Source organism: Mycobacterium sp. P4_H6 (assembly GCF_056400845.1).
The window spans coordinates 63,801-83,886 of record NZ_JBFUKN010000012.1 but is presented as its reverse complement, the minus strand read 5'-3'; the positions used below and the strand labels follow the sequence as shown (position 1 = coordinate 83,886).

Below are 20,086 nucleotides of genomic sequence, written 5' to 3'. Positions count from 1 at the left end.
GTCGGGCGCCCTGCGCCCGGGCGATGTCGGTCATTGCCTTTAGGATCGTCAGATAGGGGATTTTGGTGCCAACGGCCTGCCTGGATCGTCCGGTGTTCACACTGGAGCTGTTCGGTGATGCCGCAACAGAAGGGACGGTGTCTCCCGCGATGACCGATATCGATGAGGCGGCTCGTGCCGCAGAGACAGATGCCGAGCTGACCGCCCGGTTCGAACGCGATGCCATCCCACTGCTCGACCAGCTCTACGGCGGTGCCCTGCGGATGACCCGCAATCCGGCCGACGCCGAGGATCTGCTGCAGGAGACGATGGTCAAGGCCTATGCCGGCTTCCGATCGTTCCGCGCCGGCACGAACCTCAAGGCGTGGCTGTACCGGATTCTGACCAACACCTACATCAACAGCTACCGCAAGAAACAGCGGCAGCCTGCCGAGTACCCGACCGAGGAGATCACCGACTGGCAGCTGGCGGCCAACGCCGAGCACTCGTCGACCGGTCTGCGTTCGGCCGAGGTGGAGGCGCTGGAGGCGCTGCCCGACACCGAGATCAAGGCGGCGCTGCAGGCCCTGCCCGAAGAGTTCCGGATGGCGGTGTACTACGCCGACGTCGAGGGATTCCCGTACAAGGAGATCGCCGAGATCATGGACACGCCGATCGGCACCGTGATGTCGCGGCTACACCGCGGTAGAAAGCAGTTGCGTGAGTTGCTGGCCGATGTGGCCAGGGACCGTGGATTCATCCGAGACCCACAGCTCGGTGCGCCCGAGGAGGTTTCGTCATGACCCAGTCACCCGAGGATGAGCGCTGGTCGCCGCCGGTCGGCCCGGTCGATCCCGAGCACCCCGAATGTGCCGCGGTGATCGCCGAGGTGTGGACGCTGCTGGACGGCGAATGCACCGCCGAGAGCCGTGACAAGCTCAAGCAGCACCTCGAAGAATGCCCGACCTGCCTGCGCGTCTACGGAGTGGAGGAGCGGGTGAAGAACCTGATCGCCAGCAAGTGCCGTGGTGAGCGGGCACCCGAGGGCCTGCGGGCACGGCTGCAGATCGAGATCAGCCGRACCACCATCATTCGGGGCTGAGCGCCCCGTACACAGCACAAAACAACCGCCCGGGCTCTCTTGTGAGAGCTCGGGCGGTTTGTTGCGTGCAGCCCCGTGGGGGCCATGACAACGCGTCAGGCGTTGGGACGACGGCCGTGGTTGGCCTTCGAGTGCTTGCGGTCGCGCTTCTTGCGGCCTCGCTTGGCCATGGTGAACCTCCGGATCAGATGAATACTTGAGGCCCAGTATCTCATGCCGCAGGGACTGCTTTTCCCGCGTGGTATTCGATGCGTCTTTTCCGGTTGTGGTTCGATATAGGCCGGTAGGCGGAACAGCAGCCAGCCAAAGCGACGTGAGTGGGGTGAAGATGGCCGAGGATGTTCGCGCAGAGATCGTGGCCAGCGTGCTGGAGGTCGTTGTGCAGAAGGGCGACCAGATCGGTGCGGGCGACACCCTGGTGCTGCTGGAGTCCATGAAGATGGAGATCCCGGTGCTGGCAGAGGTCGCGGGCACCATCACCGAGGTGAGCGTCTCGGTGGGTGACGTCATCCAGGCCGGCGACCTCATCGCGGTGATCAGCTAGCTCGGCTGCGGTAACGGCTCATGTCGACTCTCGGCGATCTGCTCGCCGAGCACACCGTCCTTCCCGGTAACGCCGTCGACCATCTGCACGCCGTGGTCGGCGAGTGGCAACTGCTGGCCGACCTGTCCTTCGCCGACTACCTGATGTGGGTGCGCAGCGATGACGAGGTCCTCGTGTGCGTGGCGCAGGTGCGGCCCAACACCGCCTCCACCATGCTGCTGGCCGACGCCGTCGGCACCGCCACCGCCGCCGCGGAGATGCCGGTGGTGCGCGCCGCGTTCGACTCCGGTGCGATCGGCCGCGAGAGCGATGTCAGCCAGCCCCGCGGGGACGGCCAGTGGTTGAACGTGGAGGCCGTGCCGGTGCGGCACGCCGATCGCGTCGTCGCCGTGCTCACCCATCAGACCGCGCTGGCCGAGGGCCGGACGTCCAGTCCGCTGGAGCGCGCCTACCTCGACTGCGCCGCCGACCTGCTGCACATGCTCAGCGACGGCACCTTCCCGAACGTCGGTGACCTGCCGATGTCGCGGTCCAGCCCACGCGTCGGCGACGGCTTCATCCGGCTCGGGGTGGCCGGGGAGGTCGCGTTCGCCAGCCCCAACGCCATTTCCGCCTATCACCGGATGGGCTTCGCCGCCGAACTCGAGGGGCACAACCTCGTCACGGTCACCCGCCCGCTGATCTCCGATCCCTTCGAGGCCCAGGAACTGGCCGAACATGTGCGTGACTCGCTGGCGGGCGGATCGAGCATGCGCATGGAGGTCGACGCCGGCGGTGCCGCGGTGCTGCTGCGCACCATCCCGCTGCAGGTGGGCGGCGCGGCCGCCGGCGCGGCGGTGCTGATCCGTGATGTCACCGAGGTCAAACGGCGCGACCGCGCCCTGTTGTCCAAGGACGCGACGATCCGCGAGATCCACCACCGGGTGAAGAACAACCTGCAGACCGTCGCCGCGCTGCTGCGCCTGCAGGCCCGCCGGACCAACAACGCCGAGGGGCGGGAGGCGCTCATCGAGTCGGTGCGCCGGGTGTCGTCCATCGCGCTGGTGCACGATGCGCTGTCCATGTCGGTCGACGAAGAGGTCAACCTCGACCAGGTGGTGGACCGGATCCTGCCGATCATGAACGACGTCGCCTCGGTGGACACCCCGATTCGGATCACCCGCGACGGCGACCTCGGCGTGCTCGACGCCGACCGGGCCACCGCGCTGATCATGGTGATCACCGAACTGGTGCAGAACGCGTTGGAACACGCCTTCGACGGCGATGTGAAGAAGGGGTCGGTGACCATCCGGGCCGAGCGTTCGGCGCGCTGGCTCGACGTCGTCGTGCATGACGACGGCCGCGGGCTACCGGAGGGTTTCAGCCTGGAGAAGTCCGACCGGCTCGGCCTGCAGATCGTGCGCACGCTGGTCTCGGCGGAACTGGACGGCTCGCTCGGCATGCACGATGTGGACTCCGGCGGTACCGATGTGGTGCTGCGGGTGCCGATCGGGCGGCACCGCAGAGCCGCGATCTAGTGGCTTAGCGCCGCGAATTGTGATGCGGCGCACAATGTCTGGTGGCTCACAATCGGGCCCATACGCAAAAAGACTGCGGCCCCGACAGTTGCTGTCGGGGCCGCAGTCGATGTCTTGCGGGGGACCTAGACGCTGGTGCGTGCCTTGGTCCGCGCGTTGCGACGCTTGAGCGCGCGACGCTCGTCCTCGCTCATGCCACCCCACACGCCGGCATCCTGACCGGACTCGAGTGCCCAGCTCAGGCACTCGGTGGTTACCGGGCAACGGTTGCAGACGAGCTTCGCATCGGCGATCTGGGCGAGTGCCGGGCCGCTGTTTCCCACCGGGAAGAACAGTTCCGGATCCTCATCGCGACAGACCGCCTTGTGACGCCAATCCATGCTTCCATCTCCTAATCAAGTCGTTACAGTGGCGCTACAAAGACACCCTGAGTTTTTTCGGCTGTTAACGCGCACACATCAAATGTTTCTGCGCTGTTGCGTCCAATGCTTTCACAGGCTGAACAGATGTCAATAGAAGTGCGTTAACACGTGGGCAATGTCACTGCGGTACCGGGTTACCAGTCCGCTCGCTCGTTTGTACTACACTCAACTCACTTGCGCTCTAAATTTATGCTGCTCACAGCGAATTCGCAGGTCAAGCGGTTTCGGCAGTGGGCGCCACCACGCACAGCGCGTCCGGAACCGCAGTAAAAGTCATCGCATCACGTAATCCGATGTAGTCGCCGTCGATCTGGCAAGCCACCGGTGTGTCACTGGTCACCCGCAGCCACGCCAGGTCGTCTTCCCGGATCAGATGGGGTGCTTCGATATTCGGTTTGGCCGACAGCATCCGGCGCACCAGGCCGAGATTGCGCCATACATTCATATTGGTGATCGCGAATACCCCGAGCCCGGTCTCGAAGGTCGTCCCCGGGTTCGTCCACACCGGCCGGGCGTTCGCGTACGTCCACGGGCTGGAATTCGACACGAACGCGAAGTGCACGCCGGACTGGGCCTCGCGGCCGGGCAGTTCGACGGTCAGCAGCGGCTCTCTGCGCGCACTGGCCAGCATTTCGCGAATCGCCACCTTGATGTACCGGGATGCGGTCACGGTGCGGCCCTTGGCCCGCTGAGCCTCCACCGCGGCCACCACGTCGCCGTCGACGCCCATTCCCGCGGTGAACACGCCCCACCGCTCACCGCAGTTCATCAGGCCGATGCGGCGCCACGGCGCCCCACGGCGGTAATCGCCGAGCAGATCGACGAGCTGGTTGGTGGCCACGACGGGGTCCGGGCTGATGCCCAGCGAGCGGGCGAAGACGTTGGCCGATCCGCCCGGCACCACCCCGACCGCGGGGGTGCGTTCGGAAGGCTCCTGCAGCACGCCGTTGACCACTTCGTTCACCGTGCCGTCGCCGCCGTGCACGATCAGCACGTCGATCCCGTCGCGGGTGGCTTGGTGGCCGATCTCGATGGCATGGCCCCGGTGATCGGTGTGGACCACGGTCAGATCGACGCGGCTTTCCAGCGCGTGAGCCAGCAGGTCACGTCCCGCCGGGGTCGTCGATGTCGCGTTCGGGTTGACGATCAGCACGGCACGCACGGGGACCCAGCCTAACCGCGAATCCGCCGGGGGCGAATCGGCCTGCGCAACACCGGGTGAGCAGTCGGCGCATTTCCGGTGATCATCGGGTGAATATCCGGGTCCCCGATACCGTTGGCGTTCAAGCCCGTTCGGTGACCCGGGTCAGTGCGCGCCCGCGGCGTCGGGCAGCAGTGCCGGGCAGGCGCCGAATAGATCGGTGGTCAGTTCGAAATGCCACGTCTCGTTGGCGTAGATCTGGCACAGCCCGAACCGCGGCCCGTTGGCGATCATCCACTGGTCGGCGCCGGGTCCGCCGATGTCCACCGCCGCGCCCACCACATGCCGCGACTGTTCGGGAGTCTGCACGTACTGCCGGGCCGCGGGGTAACTGCCGTAGGTCACGATGGCGTCGTCGAGCAGCTGCTGCTGGAACTCCGGCGAGCGCCACCCGGACGTCACGGTCACCGTGACGCCCTCGGCCGCGGCCGCCGAGGTGGCGTTCTGCACCGCCACCAGCAGGGTGGGGTCCAGCCGGCCGATGGCGGGATCGGCCACGTCGAAGGCGGTCAGCGGCGCGCTGTCCGTCGCGGTCTCACCGGCCGGTTCGGCATGAGACAGCGGCGCCGACAGCACGGCTGCGACGGCCATGGCCGCCACGATCAGCACGAAACGCATCAGGCCAGTTTACGGACCGCGCCCGATTTCCCCGTCCACATAGCGCCAGCAACCGTCGCGGCCCCGGCGGAAACGGCTGCGTTCGTGCAGGATGTGCCGCTTTCCGTCCTGCAGGTACTGGGCGCGGAATTCGACGATCCCGGTGTCGTCGTCGGCGCCACCGGCCTCGGTGTCCACGATCTGCAGGCGTCGCCAGGTGATCTGGTCGTCGAGGTCCAGCCGCGTGGGCCGGGTGCCGGAGTGCCAGCTGCTCAGCAGGTAGTCGGCGCGACCGCGCGCGAAAGCGCTGAACCGCGAACGCATCAGCGCCTCGGCGGTTCTGGCGACCACCGTCCCGTCGTGTAGCGGTCCGCAACAGTCGCGGTAGGCCTGCCCGGATCCGCAGGGGCAGTGGCCGGTATCAGCCGCGGACATCCGAAGTCCCTACCGCAGCGGCGATCTCGTCGACCAGAGCCTCGATCCGAGCCGGGTCGTCCAGCCGGTCCGGCACCCAGGCCAGCGCGATCCTGACCGGGGCCCAGGTGCTTTCGTCGATCGGGATCAGTTTGAACTCCGGGGGCGAGAAGATCCRGCCGATCGCCGATGCCGGCGCGTAGGTCACCATCGCGACCAGATGGCGGTTGAACACCTGGGTCGCCATCTCCAACTCGCCGCCGAGTTGGTTGGTGGTCCGCACGATTCGGTGCACTCCGCGGGCCTGCAGGCCGCGGGTCAGCCCGGCCAGCACCACCGGGTTGGGGCGCGCGAAGTCGATCACCACATCACGGTCGCGCAGCGCATCGATGGTCACGCTGTCATCGGCGGCCAACGGATCATCGAAGCGGACTGCGATCGCGCCCGGATAGCTGGTCACCACCCGGTGCCGTAATCGCTTGTCGGAGTAGGGCAGATGGATCAGGCCCAGATCGAGGCGCCCGGACACCAGTTTGGCGGTGACCTCCGCCGCGGATCCGGGAACGCTGAACTCGGCCGGTGACGTCAGCGCGGCGACCGTCGTCTCCAGCTGTGCCAGAAAGTCCGACGGCGCGTACGCGGTGGCGCCGATGCGGACCGGCTTGACGCCGTTGGTGATTCGCGACGCCATCGCCTTGAGGTCATCGACCCGGTCGAGGATGTCGCGGGCCGGGCCCAGCAGCTTCTGCCCGAGTGGGGTGAGCCGGACGTTGTGGTAGTCGCGTTCGAAGAGCCGGCCGCCGAGCTCGTTCTCCAGCAGCTTGATCTGCTTGCTCAGTGGCGGCGGGGTGATCATCAGCCGGTCGGCGGCACGTTTGAAGTGCAGTTCCTCGGCGACCGCGACGAAATAGCGGAGCCTGGTGAAGTCCACTTGCATGCGGGCACGTCCGAAACGGGTCGAGGCGGATGTTGGCTTCCGGATCTTAAGCCGCTCCCGCGAACAGGCGGTCAGCGAGGCAGTGAGGCCGCCTCGAGCACGGACTCCAGCACGCCGCGGGCCATCAGGTCGTCGATGTCGGCCTGGCTCAGTCCCAGCAGTTCAGCGGCCAGCTCGCGGGTCTGCTCACCGAGCAGCGGCGCCTGCCCGAGCGGTGGGTCGGCGATGCGGTCGGAGTGGATCTGGACGTTCTCCAGGATGTAGGGCTCGCGGCCGTGCGGGTGCAGCTCCTCCCGGAAGGCGCGGCGGTCGATGTAGTACGCCCAGCCGGGCACGTCGGCGGCGTGTAGCACCGCACCGGCGGGTACTCCTGCCGCCTGCAGCAGGTCCATCGCCTCGGCGGGACTGTGGCCGGCGGTCCATTCGGCCAGCGGGCGCTCGCCGATGACGGTGCGCAGGGCCCGGTGGTCGGCGTCGTCGCGGACGGTCACCGCGACCCACGCGTCCTCGCCCCGGGCCGGGAACAGGCCCCACGGGTGCTCGGCCGGCTGCTCGGGCAGGCCGAGCACCTTGCCGGCGATCTCGGCGGCCAGGTGGCTGATCATCACCTCGGACTGCGCAACGCTGGCCGCCCCGCCGGCTCCGGTGCGTTCCCGGCGCAGCAGCAGGGCAAGTGCGGCGAGCGCGCCGATCCGGGCAGCGACATGATCGGGGTAGACGGTGACGGCATCGCAGAAGGTTGGGTGGGGCGAGCGAAGCGACGGGGGATGATCTTGCTCGCCGGGGTAGGCCCACTGGGCGGTGAAGCCCGCGGCGGCCCGGACCAGCGGTCCGTAGCCGAGCCGGTTCGCCCATGGCCCGGTCGGCCCGAACGCCGAACTGTCCACGACGACGATGCCGGGGTTGATCCGGCGCAGCGTGTCGTGGTCCATCCCCAGGGAGGCGGCGACACCGGGCTTGAAGTTGGTGAGGACCACATCGGCGGACTCGACGAGCCGGTGCGCCAGCGCCTGTCCTTCGGCGATGCGCAAATCGATGCTGATGGACTTCTTGTTGCGGTGTCCGGCGGCGTAGGTGTGCGATATCGATGCCAGGTTGCCGCGCAATCCGTCCGGAAACGCCGAGTTCTCGATCTTGACGACATCGGCGCCGAGGTCGCCGAACAACCGGCCGGTATCGCTGCCCACCACGATGACACCGAGATCCAGCACCCGCACGCCCTCCAGCGGCAGGCCCTGGTCGCGGCGGGTGCGCCCGGCCAGGATGGGCGCGCGCTCCGGTCGCCCGGCCGGCATTGCAGGGGAGTTCAGCGTGCTGGCCCGGTGACCGTCGATCTCCACGACTCCCACCGGAACCGGCACCGTCACGCCCGTGCCGAGTTCGACGTCGCGAAAGAAGCCGCGCTCGGTGACGTGTTCGCTGCGCAGTGCCTCGTCGAGGGTGAGCACCGCCGCGGTCGGTACCCGGTGGCGTTGACCCTGCTGCTCCAGTTCGGCGCGGGTCTTGCCCGCGCAGAACCGTCCGATCGCGCCCAGCAACTCGACCGAGGTGAGGCGTTCGCGCAGGCTGTAGTACTTCGGGTCGGCGAATTCGGCTGGGCGGCCCATCCATTCGAACATGCCCTCCCACTGCCGCTTTGCCAGCAGGCAGATCCGCACGTGCCCGTCACGACAGGCGATGATGGGATAGCGCAGCTGCTCGGCGGCCCAGTTGCGTTTCTGCGCGCTGAGCGCCACCCCCGCCGAGGCGGTGCCTGCGGTGCCGTACGGCGGATCGAGGGTCTGCATGGCGCCTTCGAGCACGGCGAAGTCGATGAGATCGCCTGCGCCGGTGCGCAATCGGTCCAGCAGCACGCTGACGGTGAACACCGCCGCCTGTGCGGCGGCCACCTGGTAGGGCAGGTGGCGTCCGGGCGGCACCAGGGGTTCGCGCCCGGGGATCCCGGACCGGGACAGCTCACTGGTGAGCGCGTGCAGCACCGGGGTGGTGGCCTGCCAGGTCCGGAATCGGGTGTCGCGACCGAAATCGCTGATGGACAGGACGACCAGCGCCGGGTGCGCGGTCCGGATCGCGCGGACGGCCAGTGCGGCTTCGGCATCCGAGCCGGGCGCGGTGTTCTCGATGAGGATGTCCGCGCCGGACAGCATGCCGGCCCAGCTGTCGGGGTCGTCGACGGTCACCGTTTCCAGGCCGTGCCGGTTCATCGCGGTGTCGAGCGGCACCGGTCCGACCTGGGAGCTGACGCCGCGCAGCACCACGGGACTGACGTCGGCCCCCAGATCGGCCAGCAGGCGTCCGACGGCGGTCATCGGTCCGGTGGTCAGATCGAGGACCCGTACGCCGGACAGTGGTGGGTCGTAGTCGTTTTCGCGGTTCATCGGGCTCAGTTGCTCCGGGCCTGGCGGAACGGGATGTCGCGGTCGACTTCGGGTTCCTTGGGCAGTCCGAGCACCCGCTCACCGATGATGTTGCGCTGGATCTGGTCGGTGCCGCCGCCGATCGAGGTGAAGAACGCGTTCAGGGTCAGGAAGTTGACGTCGTCGGATTCGGGGTTGTCGGGGCCGGCCAGGAGGGCCTGCGCGCCGATGATGTCGGTTTTCAATCGCGCTTCGGCGTGCAGGATGCCCGACATGGCCAGCTTGCCCAGTGACATGACCGGACTCGAGGTGCCCTGCTTTGCCTCGGCTTTCGCGCGGGCATTGTTGAGGCCGTTGAGCTCTCGCAGGGCCAGCACATCGGCCAGCGACCTGCGCACCGCGGCGTCGTCGAGTCGTCCGTGCTCACGGGCCAGTTCGACCAGGCTGTTGGCGCGGGACTGGTTTCGTCCGGAGCGGCCGGCGGCGCCCATCAGGGACCGCTCGTAGGCGAGCGCGGTCTGCAGCACCCGCCAGCCGTTACCGGTACCGCCCACGACGTAGGCGTCGGGCGTCGTGGCGTCGGTGATGAACACCTCGTTGAAGTGCGACTCACCGGTGATCTGGTGCAGCGGTCGGACTTCGATGCCGGGTTGTTTCATCGGGATGATGAAGAAGGTGATGCCCTTGTGTTTGGGCGCATCCCAATCGGTGCGGGCGATCAGCAGCGCGTAGTCGGAGGTCAGGGCTCCCGATGTCCACACCTTCTGGCCGTTGACCACCCACTGGTCGCCCTCCTGCACGGCCGAGGTGCGGATGCCGGCCAGATCCGATCCGGCGCCCGGTTCGCTGTAGAGCAGGCAGGTGCGGGACTTCTCGGTCAGGAAGTCGCGCAACAGATCGTGTTTGATCTGCTCGGTGCCGAACGTCAGGACGGTGTTGGCCGGGATGCTGTACTTGTCCTGGCGGGCGCCTGGGGCGCGGACCGCGCGGAACTCCTGGTCGATGACATTGGCGAGTTGGTTCGGGTATTCGCGGCCGAACCACTCGGTGGGGTAGGTCGGTGTCGCGTACCCGGCGTCGAGGACCTTCTCCAGCCAGGCGATCCGTTCCGGGGAACTCGCCCACGGGTCATCGGATTTCGGCAGGCCGGTCCAGTTGGCGGCCAGCCAGTCACGGACCTCGGCGCGCAATTCGTCGGCAGCGGGCAGGGTGTGCGCGGTCATCTCAGGCGCCCTTCGCCAGCAGGTAGCGCTCGCGGTGGGCCCCGGAGTCGCCGAACAATTGCAGCCCGGAGCGGGCCCGGCGCAGGTACAGGTGCGCAGGATGCTCCCAGGTGAACCCGATGCCACCGTGCATCTGGATGGCCTGCATCGCGGTGTCGGCATACGCCTCGGCACACGCGAAACCCGCGAGTGCGACGGCGCCGGAACGCGTTTCGGGGTCGTCGTACCGGGCTGCCGCATGCTGGGCCGCCGAGGTGGCCGATTCCACCTGGAGCAGCAGATCGGCCGCCATGTGTTTGAGCGCTTGGAAACTGCCGATCGGGCGGCCGAACTGGATGCGGGTCTTGAGGTAGTCGACGGTGATGTCGAAGATCCGCCGGGCGCCGCCGGCCTGCTCGCCGGCCAGGGCGATCACCGTCAGATCCAGCGCCTGCTGCACCGCATCCCACCCGGCGGCACCGATGCGCCGGGCCGGGGTGGCGGCGAAGGTGTAGGTGGACAGCGGGGTGGTCGGATCGAAAACCGTTGCCGCGGTGCGCTGGAAGCCGGAAGCATCGGGGGCCACCTGGAAGACGGCGGGTCCGTCGGAGGTCTGGGCGATGACCAAGATGACATCGGCGACCTGCCCGAAGGTGACGTAGTGCGCGGTGCCGGTCAGGGTGCCGTCCGCCCCGGCCCGGATGTCGAGTGCGTCGGCGGTCCAGGTGCCCCGCGGTCCGGTGACGGCAACGGTGCCGATCGCGGTGCCGTCGGCCAGCCCGGGCAGCAGCCRCCGCTTGTCGGCATCGGTGCCGCCGGACTGGACGAGCGCGACGGTGAGCACCGCGCTGGACAGGAACGGGGCGGGCAGCAGGGCGGCCCCGGTCTCCTCGGCAACGGCCACGAGTTCCTGGGCGCCCAGACCGACACCGCCGTACTCGGGCTCCACCAGCAGTCCCGTGACGCCCTGCGCGGCGAGCCTGGCCCACAGGTCGCGGTCGAATCCGTCCGCGGAAGTCATCACCCGCCGCACGTCGGCCTCGCTGCATTCGTCGTGCAGCAGGTCGCGGACTGCGGATCGCAGCTCGGCCCGCTCGGTCACGCTGATCGTCATGGCGTCCATGCAACGCGGTGGCGCGGGCTGTGTAAATCACGCACGCCGACACCGGTACGTTTCCGATCGGGACATGTACCGGCCGCGGGTGGTTACTCGCCGAGAACCTCGGCGGCGATCCGGAACGCATTGTTGGCATCGGGGACCCCGCAGTAGATGGCGCTCTGCAGGATCACCTCCTTGATCTCGTCGGCGGTCAGTCCGTTGCGCAGCGCGGCCCGCACATGCATGGCGAATTCCTCGTGGTGGCCGCGGGCGATCAGCGCGGTCAGGGTGATCATCGAGCGCGATCTGCGGTCCAGGCCGGGCCGGGTCCAGATCTCGCCCCAGGCGTACCGGGTGATCAGGTCCTGGAAGTCGGCGGTGAATGCCGTGGTGGCGGCCACCGCGCGGTCGACGTGCGCATCGCCGAGGACTTCGCGGCGCACCGCCATACCGTCGTCATGTGTGGTCACAATTCTCCTTCGAGGTAGCGCCGGGCGCGGTGCACCGCGGCATCGACGAGATGGGCGGTGGCGCCGAGGTAGTCGGTGGGGCCGGTGTGCCCGGTCAGCGCCCGCATGGACTGTTGCTCGGCGTCGATGCCCGGGGCGGCGGCCAGGTTCGCGGCCGCCGTGGCGGTGTCGATGCGCAGCCCGCTCAGCAGATCGGAGGCCTGGGATGCGGCCACGACGGTGCGACGCGCCAAGGTCCGCAGGGTGGCCCATTCGGTGTGCCAGCCGCCGTCGGAGCGTTCGTCGACGCTGGCCGCCGACGCGGTGTGCAGGGTGGCACCCAACTGCGGCGCCGACATCGCGCTCCGGCGCAGCAGCACGGTGAGCACCGGATTGTTCTTGTGCGGCATGGTCGACGATCCGCCGCCGGAGCCTTCGGCGAGTTCCCCGACCCGGACACCGGCGGCGATGTCGTTGGCGACGTGGCCCCACGCGTCGGTGCAGGTGATCAGCGCGTCGCCGTGGCGGGTCAGCATTGAGCGGGTGGTGTGCCAGGGACGCGCGGTCTCCAGATCGAGCGCGTCGGCCAGCGCGTCGGCCAGTCGCAGTGCGGCCTCCGGTGACCCGGACAGTTCGGTCGCCGCCGCCATGGTGCCTGCCGCGCCGCCGCACTGCACCGGAAAGCCAAGGGCCGACAGGGGTTCGGCGGCGTCCAGGATGGCGGTGAGCCAGACGGCGAACTTGCCGCCGAAGGTGCCCGGCAGCGCAGCCTGAGTCAATGTCCGGGTGAGAACCGCTGCGTCACGGTGGGTTTCGATCAAGTCCACCAGGGTGCGCACCTGTGCGGTCAGTTGGGTACGCACGGCGGTCTGCGCGTCGCGCGCGCACAGCATCAGGGCGGTATCGAGCACGTCCTGACTGGTCAGCCCGCGGTGCAACCAGCTGGCGGTCGCGTCGCCGGCCCGCGCACGCAGCAGTGCCACCAGCGCGGTGACGGGATTGCCTTCCCGTTCGGCGGCGACGGCGATGTCCTCCAGGTCCGCCTCCGACACCAGCGCGGTCAGATCCGCGGTGGCCGTCGCCGGCGCGACACCGGCGTCGACAAGGACTGTCAGCCAGGCATTTTCGACGGCGGCGAGTGCCGCCAGCAGCGCGATATCCGACATCACCGCGCCGGCGCGGTGGTCACCCGGCCATAACAGGTCGCTCACTGGCCCGGGTACCGCAGGAAGACCGTCTCGCCGTCGCCCTGCAACCGGATGTCGAAGCGCAGGCCCTGCTCCTCGCGGGTGGCGATCAGGGTGTCGCGCCGGTCGGCGGGCAGCCCGGACAGCAGGGGATCGTCCGCGCAGGCCGGACCGGGGATGTAGGCCCGGGTGAACAGCCGGTTGAGCAGCCCGCGTCCGAACACGGTGATGGCGATGAACGGCGCGCGACCCGGTGTGCCGGGCGCGGGTTCGACGGTGCTGAAGCTGAAATGGCCCTCGTCGTCCGTGGATACCCGGCCCCACCCGGTGAACGTCCAGCCGTCGCGATGCAGCGATCCCGCGGTGTGGGGGACTCGGCCCTCGGCGTCGGCCTGCCAGATCTCCAGCAGCACATCGGGTACCGGCCGGCCCGCGCCGTCGGTGACGACGCCGTGGAAGCGGATGGCTCCCGGCGTGCCGGCGGGCACCAGCTCGCCGCCGCGTTCGAACGGCAGGGCGTAGCCGTAGAACGGGCCGATGGTCTGTCCCGGAGTTGCGGCCAGCATGGTCATCAGTGCTCCTCATCCTCATCGCGGGCGGCATTCTCGAAATGCGTGCGCTGCGAGCCGGTCAGCACGATGTCCCAACGGTAGCCGGTGGCCCATTCGTGGCTGGTGACATCGTGGTCGTAGGCGGCGACCAGCCGGTCACGCGCCTTCTGGTCGGTGATGGACTGGTAGATCGGGTCCAGGGCGAACAGCGGATCGCCGGGAAAATACATCTGGGTGATCATGCGCTGGGTGAAATCCGTTCCGAACAGCGAGAAATGGATGTGCGCAGGCCGCCACGCGTTGCGGTGGTTCTTCCACGGGTAGGGGCCGGGCTTGATGGTGGTGAAGCGGTAGTTGCCGTCGGCGTCGGTGAGGCAGCGCCCGACACCGGTGAAGTTGGGATCCAGCGGCGCGTGGTGCTGATCGCGCTTGTGGACGTACCGGCCTGCCGAATTGGCCTGCCAGATCTCCACCAACTGGTGGCGCACGGGCCGGCCGTCACCGTCCAGGACACGGCCGGTGATCACCATGCGTTCACCGATCGGGTCGCCGCTGTGCTGGATGGTCAGATCCGATTCCAGGCGGTGGACGTCGCGCTCACCGAACACCGGCGCCCACAACTCCAGGGCCTCCGGGTCGGCGTGGTGCAGATCCTTGGTGGGATGGCGCAGCAGACTGCTGCGGTAGGGGGCGTAGTCCAGCCGGGGCTGCAATTCTTCGATACCTGTTTGCAGGTAACCGGTTTCGATGGCGGCCATCTCGGCGTTGACCTCAGCCTGGCTCGCCGAAGCGCTATCGGGATTGGTATCCGTGATGGTGAGGTGCGGGGCTGTCATACGGACTGACGTTAGTCAGCAAGGGGGTGGCCACGGAAGAGTAGGCTTCCGCTCAGCGAAAGGATTCTGCGGTTGGCGGGGAACACGTCGGTACCGGGCACCACGGTGGCCTCCAGGTTGCTGGCGATCGTCGGCGCGTTTGATGAGCGCCACCGCGCACTGACGCTGACCGAACTCGCCCAGCGGGCCGGCCTGACGGTACCGACCGCATCGCGGCTGACCGGGGAACTGGTGGCGGGGGCGGCCCTGGAACGCCGCGCGGACGGGCGGTTCGTGATCGGCAGGCTGTTGTGGGAGGCCGGTCTGCAGGCACCGGTGGAAGGCCGGTTGAAGCAGGTCGCCGAGCCGTTTCTGTACGACGTGTACGCCGCCACCCTGGCCACGGTGCACCTCGCGGTGCGCGACGGCGCCCAGGTGCTCTACCTGGCCCGGATGTCGGGGCGGGCGTCGGTGCCGATCGTGAGCACGGTGGGCAGCCGGTTGCCGATGCACAGCACCGGGGTGGGTAAGGTCCTGCTCGCCCATGCGCCGGCCGACGTGCGCGGCGAGGTGTTTGCCGCGCTGGTGCGGGTCACCGCCAAGACGATCACGTCGCCGGCGGTGCTCGACGCGCAGCTGGAGCGGATCCGCCGCGATGGGGTGGCGGTCACGGTGGAGGAGATGTCGATCGGGGCGTGTTCGATGGCGGTGCCGGTGATCCGCGCCTCGGACAACGCCGTGGCGGCCGCGATCGGGGTGGTGGTGCCCACCCTGAAACGCGACCGCCAGCGGTTGTTGGGAGCTCTGCAGGTCGCCGCGCGGGGAATCGGGCGCCTGCTTTGAGCCTCAGTGCTTGACGAGTTGGCCCTCGGGTAGCACGCGATGACCCAGCTGTTCGGTGGGCACGTCCCGGGTTTCGCGGGCGGTCAGGGCCGACCCCGCGGCGATCAGACACACCACCGCGGTGAAGATGCTGATGACCACCCAGCCACCCTCGCGGACCCCACCCAGTGCGGTGACGATCGACGGCGCGAAACCTGCTACCAGGAAGCCCAATTGGGTGCCGATGGCCAGGCCCGAGAACCGCACCTGGGTGGAGAACATCTCACCGTAGAACGAGGGCCAGACCGCGTTGGCGGCGGCGTAACCGCACGAGAAGGTGGCGACCGCCAGGGCGAAGGTCAGCAGATGGTTGCCCTGGCTCATCGAGAGCATGTAGAAGGGCATCAGTGCCGCCGAGGACAGGGCGCCGTAGATGAACACCGGCTTGCGGCCGATGCGGTCGGCGAGCCTGCCGAAGAACGGCTGGGTGATCAGCGCACCGACGTTGGCGACCACGACGAGCCACAGGGTGAGGTCGGCTTCCAGGCCGACCGCTTTGCCGTAGGCGAGGGCCAGGTTTCCGAAAACCGTTGACACCGCGGCGATGAAGGCGCAGAGGATGACCCGCACCACATCGCGCCAGTGGTTGCGCAGCAACGGGATCAGCGGCATCCGGGCGATGGTGCCGGCCTTCTTGGCCTCGGTGAACTGCGGGGTCTCGTGCAGCTGGCGACGGATGAAGTAGGCGACCACCACGACGACGGCCGACAGCCAGAACGGGACACGCCAGCCCCAGCTGTACTTGGCTTCATCGGGTAGCGCCATGAAGGGGATCATCACCAGTGAGGCCAGGATGAGGCCGCCCTGGGTGCCGGTCAGCGTCCAGGATGTGTAGAAGGCCCGCTGGTTGTCCGGGGAGTGCTCCAAGGTCAGCGAACTGGCGCCGGCCTGCTCACCCGCGGCCGAAAGTCCCTGCAACAGCCGGCACAGCACCAGCAACCCGGGGGCGGCCCACCCGATGGTGTCGAAGCCGGGCAGGCAGCCGATCAGGAAGGTGGAGATGCCCATCAGGACCAGGGTGAACATCAGGACGCGCTGGCGGCCGATGCGGTCACCGAAGTGACCGAGGATGACGGCGCCGACGGGCCGGGCCACGTAGGCGAAGCCGAAGGTGGCGAACGACATCACCAGGGCGGCTTCGTCATTCGACGGGAAGAAGACGTGCGGGAAGATCAGTGCGGCGGCCGAGCCGAACAGGAAGAAGTCGTAGTACTCCACGGCACTTCCCATGAAGCTGGCCAGTGCGGCCTTGCGTGGCGTGCGGATCGGTGTTGATTCCGGAGGCTGCGCTTCGGTGGTGGTCATCCGGGTCTCCTTTGAACGGATCTGGCGGGTGGGTGGGGATCAGGTCAGGTGGGCGGGTTGGTCTCAGGCGACGAGCTTGCGGAAATGGGTGGACATGCGGGCGGCATCGGGGGTGATGCCGGTGATCAGTGCGAAGGCGTCGACGGCTTGGTAGACGGCCATGTGGCCGCCGTCGAGGGTGCGGCACCCGGCCGCGCGCGCCGCCTGCAGCAGCGCGGTGTCCAGCGGTCGGTAGACGATGTCGGCGACCCACAGCCCCGGGTGCAGCAGCGCGGCGTCGAAGGCGATGCCGGGGTGTTCGGCCATCCCGGTCGGGGTGGCGTGCACGACGCCGTCGGCGCCGGGCAGCAGCACCGAGAGTTTGTCGAAGGACGAGGCGTCGACACGGGCCAGCGGGTGCCGGCCGCCGAGTTCGTGCGCGAGTGCGGTCGCGCGGTCGATATCCAGGTCGACGATGCTCAGGTGCCCGACCCCGAGGCGCAACAGCGCGTCGGCGACCGCCGTGCCTGCTCCGCCGGCGCCGATCAGCACCACGGTGTCCAGTGCCGCGCCCGGCAGGGCCTCGGTGACACCGTGGGCGAATCCGGTGGTGTCGGTGTTGTAGCCGATGGCGCGGGCACCGTCGAAGACGACGGTGTTGACCGCGCCGAGCGTGGCGGCCACCTCGTCGATGTCGTCGAGGTGGGGGAGCACCAGCTGCTTGCACGGGTGGGTGATGTTGAGGCCGTTGTAGCCCAGGGTGCGGGCCCAGGTGAGGATCTCGCCGACCTGTTCGGGCGCCAGGCCCAACGTGCCCAGATCCAGGGTGCGGTAGACGTAGTCGAGGCCCTGGGCGCGGCCCTCGGCCATGTGCAGCGCGGGCGTCAGCGACGGACCGATGCCGTTGCCGATGAGCCCTACCAAATATGGCTGCGGATGGTTCATCTGCGTCCTGCCCTCTTAATGTACTAACTGGTACGTACGCAAAGTAGAGCACTGTGTCGCGGGTCGCGTCAAGGGGCGAGTGTGAACTGGGTCTCTGACCTGGGTTCGGGCCGGTGAGCCGGCTGGCGTGCGGAGCGGCGGCCGCGTCAGGGCTGGGTGGTGAGCCAGCCGACCACCATGTCGCCGAGCATCCGGCGTAGGTGGGCGCGCTGCGAAGTCTCGGTGAAGTCGACGTCGAACAGGTATCCGAAGGTGAAGCGATTGGCCACCTGGAACACGCAGTAGGAGCTGATCACCACGTGCACGTCGAGGGCCACGACATCATCGCGGAAGACGCCGGTCGCGCGCCCGTCGCGCAGGATCTCATCGAGCAGCGAGGTGGCCGGCCGGGACAGGTCGGGCAGTTCGCGCAGCTGCTGAATGAACTCACCACGGTGGATGTTCTCGATGGACACCAGCCGGATGAACGCGTCGTGGGCGATGTGGTGATCGAAGGTGACCTCGGCCAGCCGGCGGATCGCCACGACCGGGTTGTCGTGGTCGACGCGCAGCTTCTGCTCGGCCTGGCGGATGCCGCGGTACGCGTTCTCCAGGACGGCCAGATACAGCTGTTCCTTGCTGCCGAAGTAGTAGTAGATCATCCGCTTGGTGGTGCGGGTCCGCTCGGCGATCTCGTCCACCCGCGCACCGGAATAGCCGGATTCGGCGAAGACCTCGGTGGCCACCGCGAGCAGTTCCGCGCGCGTGCGCTCGGCATCGCGCTGCAGTTCGGCTTTGGGCTTGGCGGCCATGGGGGCAGAGCTTACTGGGGCCGACCCCTTCCCAGGCAATGAACTAACTAGTACATTAATTGGGCATGAAGACTTCGATCGCCACCGTGTCACTGTCGGGCTCGCTGGTCGAGAAGCTGCACGCGTGCGCCGCGGCCGGATTCGACGGCGTCGAGATCTTCGAACCCGACCTGATCGCCAGCGTCCATTCACCCGAGGAGATCCGGCACCTGGCCCACCGGCTGGGGCTGCGCCTGGACCTGTACCAGCCGTTGCGTGACCTCGAAGGCGTCGACGAGACCACCTTCGCCGACAACCTGCGGCGCGCCGATGCCACCTTCGCCACCGCCGAGCGCCTCGGTATCGACACCGTGCTGGTGTGCAGCAATGTCGCCACCGCGACCATCGACTCCGACGAGGTCTCCGCCGACCAGCTGCGCCGCATCGGTGACATCGCGCGGGCCCGCGGCATCCGGATCGCGTTCGAGGCGCTGGCGTGGGGCCGCTATATCGATGACTACCGCCGCGCCTGGCGCATCGTCGAGCTCGCCGATCACCCGAATGTCGGTGTCTGCCTTGACAGTTTCCATGTGCTCTCGCGCGGGCACGATCCGTCGGCGATCGAACAGATCACCGGTGAGAAGATCTTCTACCTGCAGCTGGCCGATGCCCCGGCACTGTCCATGGACGTGCTGTCCTGGAGCAGGCACCACCGGCTGTTCCCCGGGGAGGGCAGCTTCGATCTGGCCGCCTTCGTACGACACACCCTGGCCGCCGGGTACGACGGGCCGTGGTCGCTGGAGGTCTTCAACGACACCTTCCGCCAGACCGATCCGGGCCACACCGCGGTCCACGCACTGCGCTCGCTGCGCTGGCTGGGCGATCAGGTGCTGCACACGCTCACCGATGCCAAGCCGCCGACCGGCTTCGATTTCGTCGAGATCAAGGCCGAGGACACCAGCGAGGTCGAGGTACTGCTGGGCCAGCTGGGCTTCACGCCGCGCGGCAAGCACCGCACCAAGCCGGTGTCGCTGTGGTCCGCCGGTGATGCCCGGGTGGTGCTCAACGAACAGCAGGCCCGCGATCAGGTGCCGCACGTCGCCGCGGTCGGTCTGCAGGTACCGGACGCCGCGGCCACCTCGCAGCGCGCCGCCGAACTGATGGCGCCGGTGGCCTACCGCCGGACCTACGCGGCCGAGCAACCGCTGGGCGCCGCAGTGGCCCCCGACGGCACGGAGTTTTTCTGGACGGCGGCCCCCCGGTGGGTCGACGAATTCGAGGGCGGCCTCGCCGACGACGGCCGGGCCATGGCGATCGATCACGTCAACCTGACCCAGCCCTGGCAGACCGCCGACGACGCGGTGCTGTTCCTGACCAGCGTGTTCGGTCTGTCCGCCGGGGCGCCCGCCGAGGTGCCCGGCCCCACCGGACTGATCCGCAGCCAGGTCATGCACAACGCGGACCTGTCGGTGCGGCTGCCGCTCAATGTCGCCCCGCACATCCTGGACGGCGCAGGCTTGCCCCAGCACGTCGCCTTTGCCTGCGATGGCGTCATCGCACTGGCCCGCGCCGCCGCGGGCAACGGCCTGCCCTTCCTGCCGGTGCCCGACAACTACTACGACTACCTGTCCGGGCGGTTCGGGCTGCCCGATGAGCGGGTTGCCGAACTGAAGGCGCTCAACCTGCTCTACGACCGCAGCCCGCGGGGCGAGTTCATCCACTTCTACACCCGCACGGTCGGCACGGTGTTCTTCGAGTTCGTGCAGCGTATCGGCGGGTACGACGGCTACGGCACCGATAACGCGCCGGTGCGCCTTGCCGCCCAGCGCTAG

At 68.3% G+C, this 20,086-nt stretch carries 22 protein-coding genes; 6 read left to right on the top strand and 16 right to left on the bottom strand.

Annotated features, from left to right (window positions below; translation table 11 throughout):
• Positions 1 to 149: 149 nt before the first annotated feature.
• Together AC1DTF_RS07455 and rsrA are read left to right on the top strand one after the other, a co-directional pair.
• The gene (locus AC1DTF_RS07455; protein ID WP_162264207.1) at positions 150 to 782 is read left to right on the top strand and encodes a sigma-70 family RNA polymerase sigma factor; all 633 of its coding nucleotides are present in this window, start codon (positions 150 to 152) and stop codon (positions 780 to 782) included.
• The gene (gene rsrA / locus AC1DTF_RS07450) at positions 779 to 1,081 is read left to right on the top strand and encodes a mycothiol system anti-sigma-R factor (protein ID WP_477473613.1); all 303 of its coding nucleotides are present in this window, start codon (positions 779 to 781) and stop codon (positions 1,079 to 1,081) included. The genes AC1DTF_RS07455 and rsrA overlap by 4 nt, the downstream gene beginning before the upstream one ends.
• A 95-nt stretch (positions 1,082 to 1,176) precedes the next feature.
• Here the strand turns inward: rsrA and AC1DTF_RS07445 are convergent, their stop codons facing one another.
• The gene (locus AC1DTF_RS07445; protein ID WP_085976028.1) at positions 1,177 to 1,251 is read right to left on the bottom strand and encodes a 50S ribosomal protein bL37; all 75 of its coding nucleotides are present in this window, start codon (positions 1,249 to 1,251) and stop codon (positions 1,177 to 1,179) included.
• A gap of 158 nt (positions 1,252 to 1,409) precedes the next feature.
• On the opposite strand from AC1DTF_RS07445, the gene AC1DTF_RS07440 reads away from it, so the two are divergent.
• Both AC1DTF_RS07440 and AC1DTF_RS07435 read left to right on the top strand, forming a co-directional pair.
• Positions 1,410 to 1,625, top strand: coding sequence for a biotin/lipoyl-binding carrier protein (locus tag AC1DTF_RS07440; protein ID WP_057166796.1), 216 nt, complete (start codon positions 1,410 to 1,412; stop codon positions 1,623 to 1,625).
• Positions 1,626 to 1,645: 20 nt separating this feature from the next.
• Positions 1,646 to 3,142 carry a sensor histidine kinase gene (locus tag AC1DTF_RS07435; RefSeq protein WP_057166709.1) on the top strand — a complete coding sequence of 499 codons (1,497 nt, stop codon included), beginning with the start codon at positions 1,646 to 1,648 and terminating at the stop codon, positions 3,140 to 3,142.
• Positions 3,143 to 3,267: 125 nt separating this feature from the next.
• Here the strand turns inward: AC1DTF_RS07435 and whiB1 are convergent, their stop codons facing one another.
• The 12 genes from whiB1 to pcaH form a co-directional block, all read right to left on the bottom strand.
• Entirely contained in the window at positions 3,268 to 3,522 is a 255-nt protein-coding gene (whiB1, locus tag AC1DTF_RS07430) for a transcriptional regulator WhiB1 (RefSeq protein ID WP_029373613.1), read from the bottom strand.
• 256 nt (positions 3,523 to 3,778) lie between these two features.
• Positions 3,779 to 4,726, bottom strand: coding sequence for a diacylglycerol/lipid kinase family protein (locus AC1DTF_RS07425; protein WP_477473612.1), 948 nt, complete (start codon positions 4,724 to 4,726; stop codon positions 3,779 to 3,781).
• Positions 4,727 to 4,870: 144 nt separating this feature from the next.
• Positions 4,871 to 5,383: a M15 family metallopeptidase gene (locus AC1DTF_RS07420; protein ID WP_477473611.1), complete on the bottom strand. Its 513-nt coding sequence runs from the start codon at positions 5,381 to 5,383 to the stop codon at positions 4,871 to 4,873.
• A 9-nt stretch (positions 5,384 to 5,392) separates the two neighbouring features.
• A complete protein-coding gene (locus tag AC1DTF_RS07415) occupies positions 5,393 to 5,797 on the bottom strand; it encodes a YchJ family protein (protein ID WP_477473610.1) in 405 nt (134 codons plus the stop codon).
• Positions 5,784 to 6,713 (bottom strand): LysR family transcriptional regulator, encoded by a 930-nt coding sequence (locus AC1DTF_RS07410; RefSeq protein WP_477473609.1) that lies wholly within the window; start codon positions 6,711 to 6,713, stop codon positions 5,784 to 5,786. The genes AC1DTF_RS07415 and AC1DTF_RS07410 overlap by 14 nt, the downstream gene beginning before the upstream one ends.
• A gap of 71 nt (positions 6,714 to 6,784) precedes the next feature.
• Entirely contained in the window at positions 6,785 to 9,091 is a 2,307-nt protein-coding gene (locus AC1DTF_RS07405; RefSeq protein ID WP_477473608.1) for a CaiB/BaiF CoA-transferase family protein, read from the bottom strand.
• 5 nt (positions 9,092 to 9,096) lie between these two features.
• The gene (locus AC1DTF_RS07400; RefSeq protein ID WP_477473607.1) at positions 9,097 to 10,293 is read right to left on the bottom strand and encodes an acyl-CoA dehydrogenase family protein; all 1,197 of its coding nucleotides are present in this window, start codon (positions 10,291 to 10,293) and stop codon (positions 9,097 to 9,099) included.
• Between the two features lies 1 nt (position 10,294).
• Positions 10,295 to 11,386 (bottom strand): acyl-CoA dehydrogenase family protein, encoded by a 1,092-nt coding sequence (locus AC1DTF_RS07395; protein ID WP_477473606.1) that lies wholly within the window; start codon positions 11,384 to 11,386, stop codon positions 10,295 to 10,297.
• A gap of 92 nt (positions 11,387 to 11,478) precedes the next feature.
• On the bottom strand, positions 11,479 to 11,841 hold the full coding sequence (gene pcaC, locus AC1DTF_RS07390) for a 4-carboxymuconolactone decarboxylase (protein WP_082614073.1): 363 nt from the start codon (positions 11,839 to 11,841) through the stop codon (positions 11,479 to 11,481).
• The gene (locus tag AC1DTF_RS07385; protein WP_477473605.1) at positions 11,838 to 13,031 is read right to left on the bottom strand and encodes a lyase family protein; all 1,194 of its coding nucleotides are present in this window, start codon (positions 13,029 to 13,031) and stop codon (positions 11,838 to 11,840) included. Before AC1DTF_RS07385 ends, pcaC begins: the two co-directional genes overlap by 4 nt.
• Entirely contained in the window at positions 13,028 to 13,582 is a 555-nt protein-coding gene (pcaG, locus tag AC1DTF_RS07380; RefSeq protein ID WP_477473623.1) for a protocatechuate 3,4-dioxygenase subunit alpha, read from the bottom strand. The genes AC1DTF_RS07385 and pcaG overlap by 4 nt, the downstream gene beginning before the upstream one ends.
• The gene (gene pcaH / locus AC1DTF_RS07375; protein WP_477473604.1) at positions 13,579 to 14,394 is read right to left on the bottom strand and encodes a protocatechuate 3,4-dioxygenase subunit beta; all 816 of its coding nucleotides are present in this window, start codon (positions 14,392 to 14,394) and stop codon (positions 13,579 to 13,581) included. Before pcaH ends, pcaG begins: the two co-directional genes overlap by 4 nt.
• 72 nt (positions 14,395 to 14,466) lie before the next feature.
• Between pcaH and AC1DTF_RS07370 the strand changes: the two genes are divergently transcribed.
• Positions 14,467 to 15,216, top strand: coding sequence for an IclR family transcriptional regulator (locus AC1DTF_RS07370; protein WP_057166719.1), 750 nt, complete (start codon positions 14,467 to 14,469; stop codon positions 15,214 to 15,216).
• A gap of 3 nt (positions 15,217 to 15,219) precedes the next feature.
• Here AC1DTF_RS07370 and AC1DTF_RS07365 read toward each other — a convergent pair whose 3' ends face one another.
• The 3 genes from AC1DTF_RS07365 to AC1DTF_RS07355 form a co-directional block, all read right to left on the bottom strand.
• Positions 15,220 to 16,560 carry an MFS transporter gene (locus AC1DTF_RS07365; protein WP_057166720.1) on the bottom strand — a complete coding sequence of 447 codons (1,341 nt, stop codon included), beginning with the start codon at positions 16,558 to 16,560 and terminating at the stop codon, positions 15,220 to 15,222.
• A gap of 63 nt (positions 16,561 to 16,623) precedes the next feature.
• Positions 16,624 to 17,484: a shikimate dehydrogenase gene (locus AC1DTF_RS07360; protein WP_477473603.1), complete on the bottom strand. Its 861-nt coding sequence runs from the start codon at positions 17,482 to 17,484 to the stop codon at positions 16,624 to 16,626.
• A 146-nt stretch (positions 17,485 to 17,630) separates the two neighbouring features.
• Positions 17,631 to 18,275, bottom strand: a complete 645-nt coding sequence (locus AC1DTF_RS07355) for a TetR/AcrR family transcriptional regulator (protein WP_057166722.1) — start codon at positions 18,273 to 18,275, stop codon at positions 17,631 to 17,633.
• A gap of 65 nt (positions 18,276 to 18,340) precedes the next feature.
• Between AC1DTF_RS07355 and AC1DTF_RS07350 the strand changes: the two genes are divergently transcribed.
• The gene (locus tag AC1DTF_RS07350) at positions 18,341 to 20,086 is read left to right on the top strand and encodes a bifunctional sugar phosphate isomerase/epimerase/4-hydroxyphenylpyruvate dioxygenase family protein (protein WP_477473602.1); all 1,746 of its coding nucleotides are present in this window, start codon (positions 18,341 to 18,343) and stop codon (positions 20,084 to 20,086) included.

Coding starts and splice junctions, on each gene's coding strand:
- AC1DTF_RS07455 (WP_162264207.1), top strand. CDS start 150: ATGACCGATATCGATGAGGCGGCTCGTGCCGCAGAGACAGATGCCGAG.
- AC1DTF_RS07440 (WP_057166796.1), top strand. CDS start 1,410: ATGGCCGAGGATGTTCGCGCAGAGATCGTGGCCAGCGTGCTGGAGGTC.
- AC1DTF_RS07435 (WP_057166709.1), top strand. CDS start 1,646: ATGTCGACTCTCGGCGATCTGCTCGCCGAGCACACCGTCCTTCCCGGT.
- whiB1 (WP_029373613.1), bottom strand. CDS start 3,522: ATGGATTGGCGTCACAAGGCGGTCTGTCGCGATGAGGATCCGGAACTG.
- AC1DTF_RS07420 (WP_477473611.1), bottom strand. CDS start 5,383: ATGCGTTTCGTGCTGATCGTGGCGGCCATGGCCGTCGCAGCCGTGCTG.
- AC1DTF_RS07415 (WP_477473610.1), bottom strand. CDS start 5,797: ATGTCCGCGGCTGATACCGGCCACTGCCCCTGCGGATCCGGGCAGGCC.
- AC1DTF_RS07405 (WP_477473608.1), bottom strand. CDS start 9,091: ATGAACCGCGAAAACGACTACGACCCACCACTGTCCGGCGTACGGGTC.
- AC1DTF_RS07400 (WP_477473607.1), bottom strand. CDS start 10,293: ATGACCGCGCACACCCTGCCCGCTGCCGACGAATTGCGCGCCGAGGTC.
- pcaH (WP_477473604.1), bottom strand. CDS start 14,394: ATGACAGCCCCGCACCTCACCATCACGGATACCAATCCCGATAGCGCT.
- AC1DTF_RS07365 (WP_057166720.1), bottom strand. CDS start 16,560: ATGACCACCACCGAAGCGCAGCCTCCGGAATCAACACCGATCCGCACG.
- AC1DTF_RS07360 (WP_477473603.1), bottom strand. CDS start 17,484: ATGAACCATCCGCAGCCATATTTGGTAGGGCTCATCGGCAACGGCATC.
- AC1DTF_RS07355 (WP_057166722.1), bottom strand. CDS start 18,275: ATGGCCGCCAAGCCCAAAGCCGAACTGCAGCGCGATGCCGAGCGCACG.
- AC1DTF_RS07350 (WP_477473602.1), top strand. CDS start 18,341: ATGAAGACTTCGATCGCCACCGTGTCACTGTCGGGCTCGCTGGTCGAG.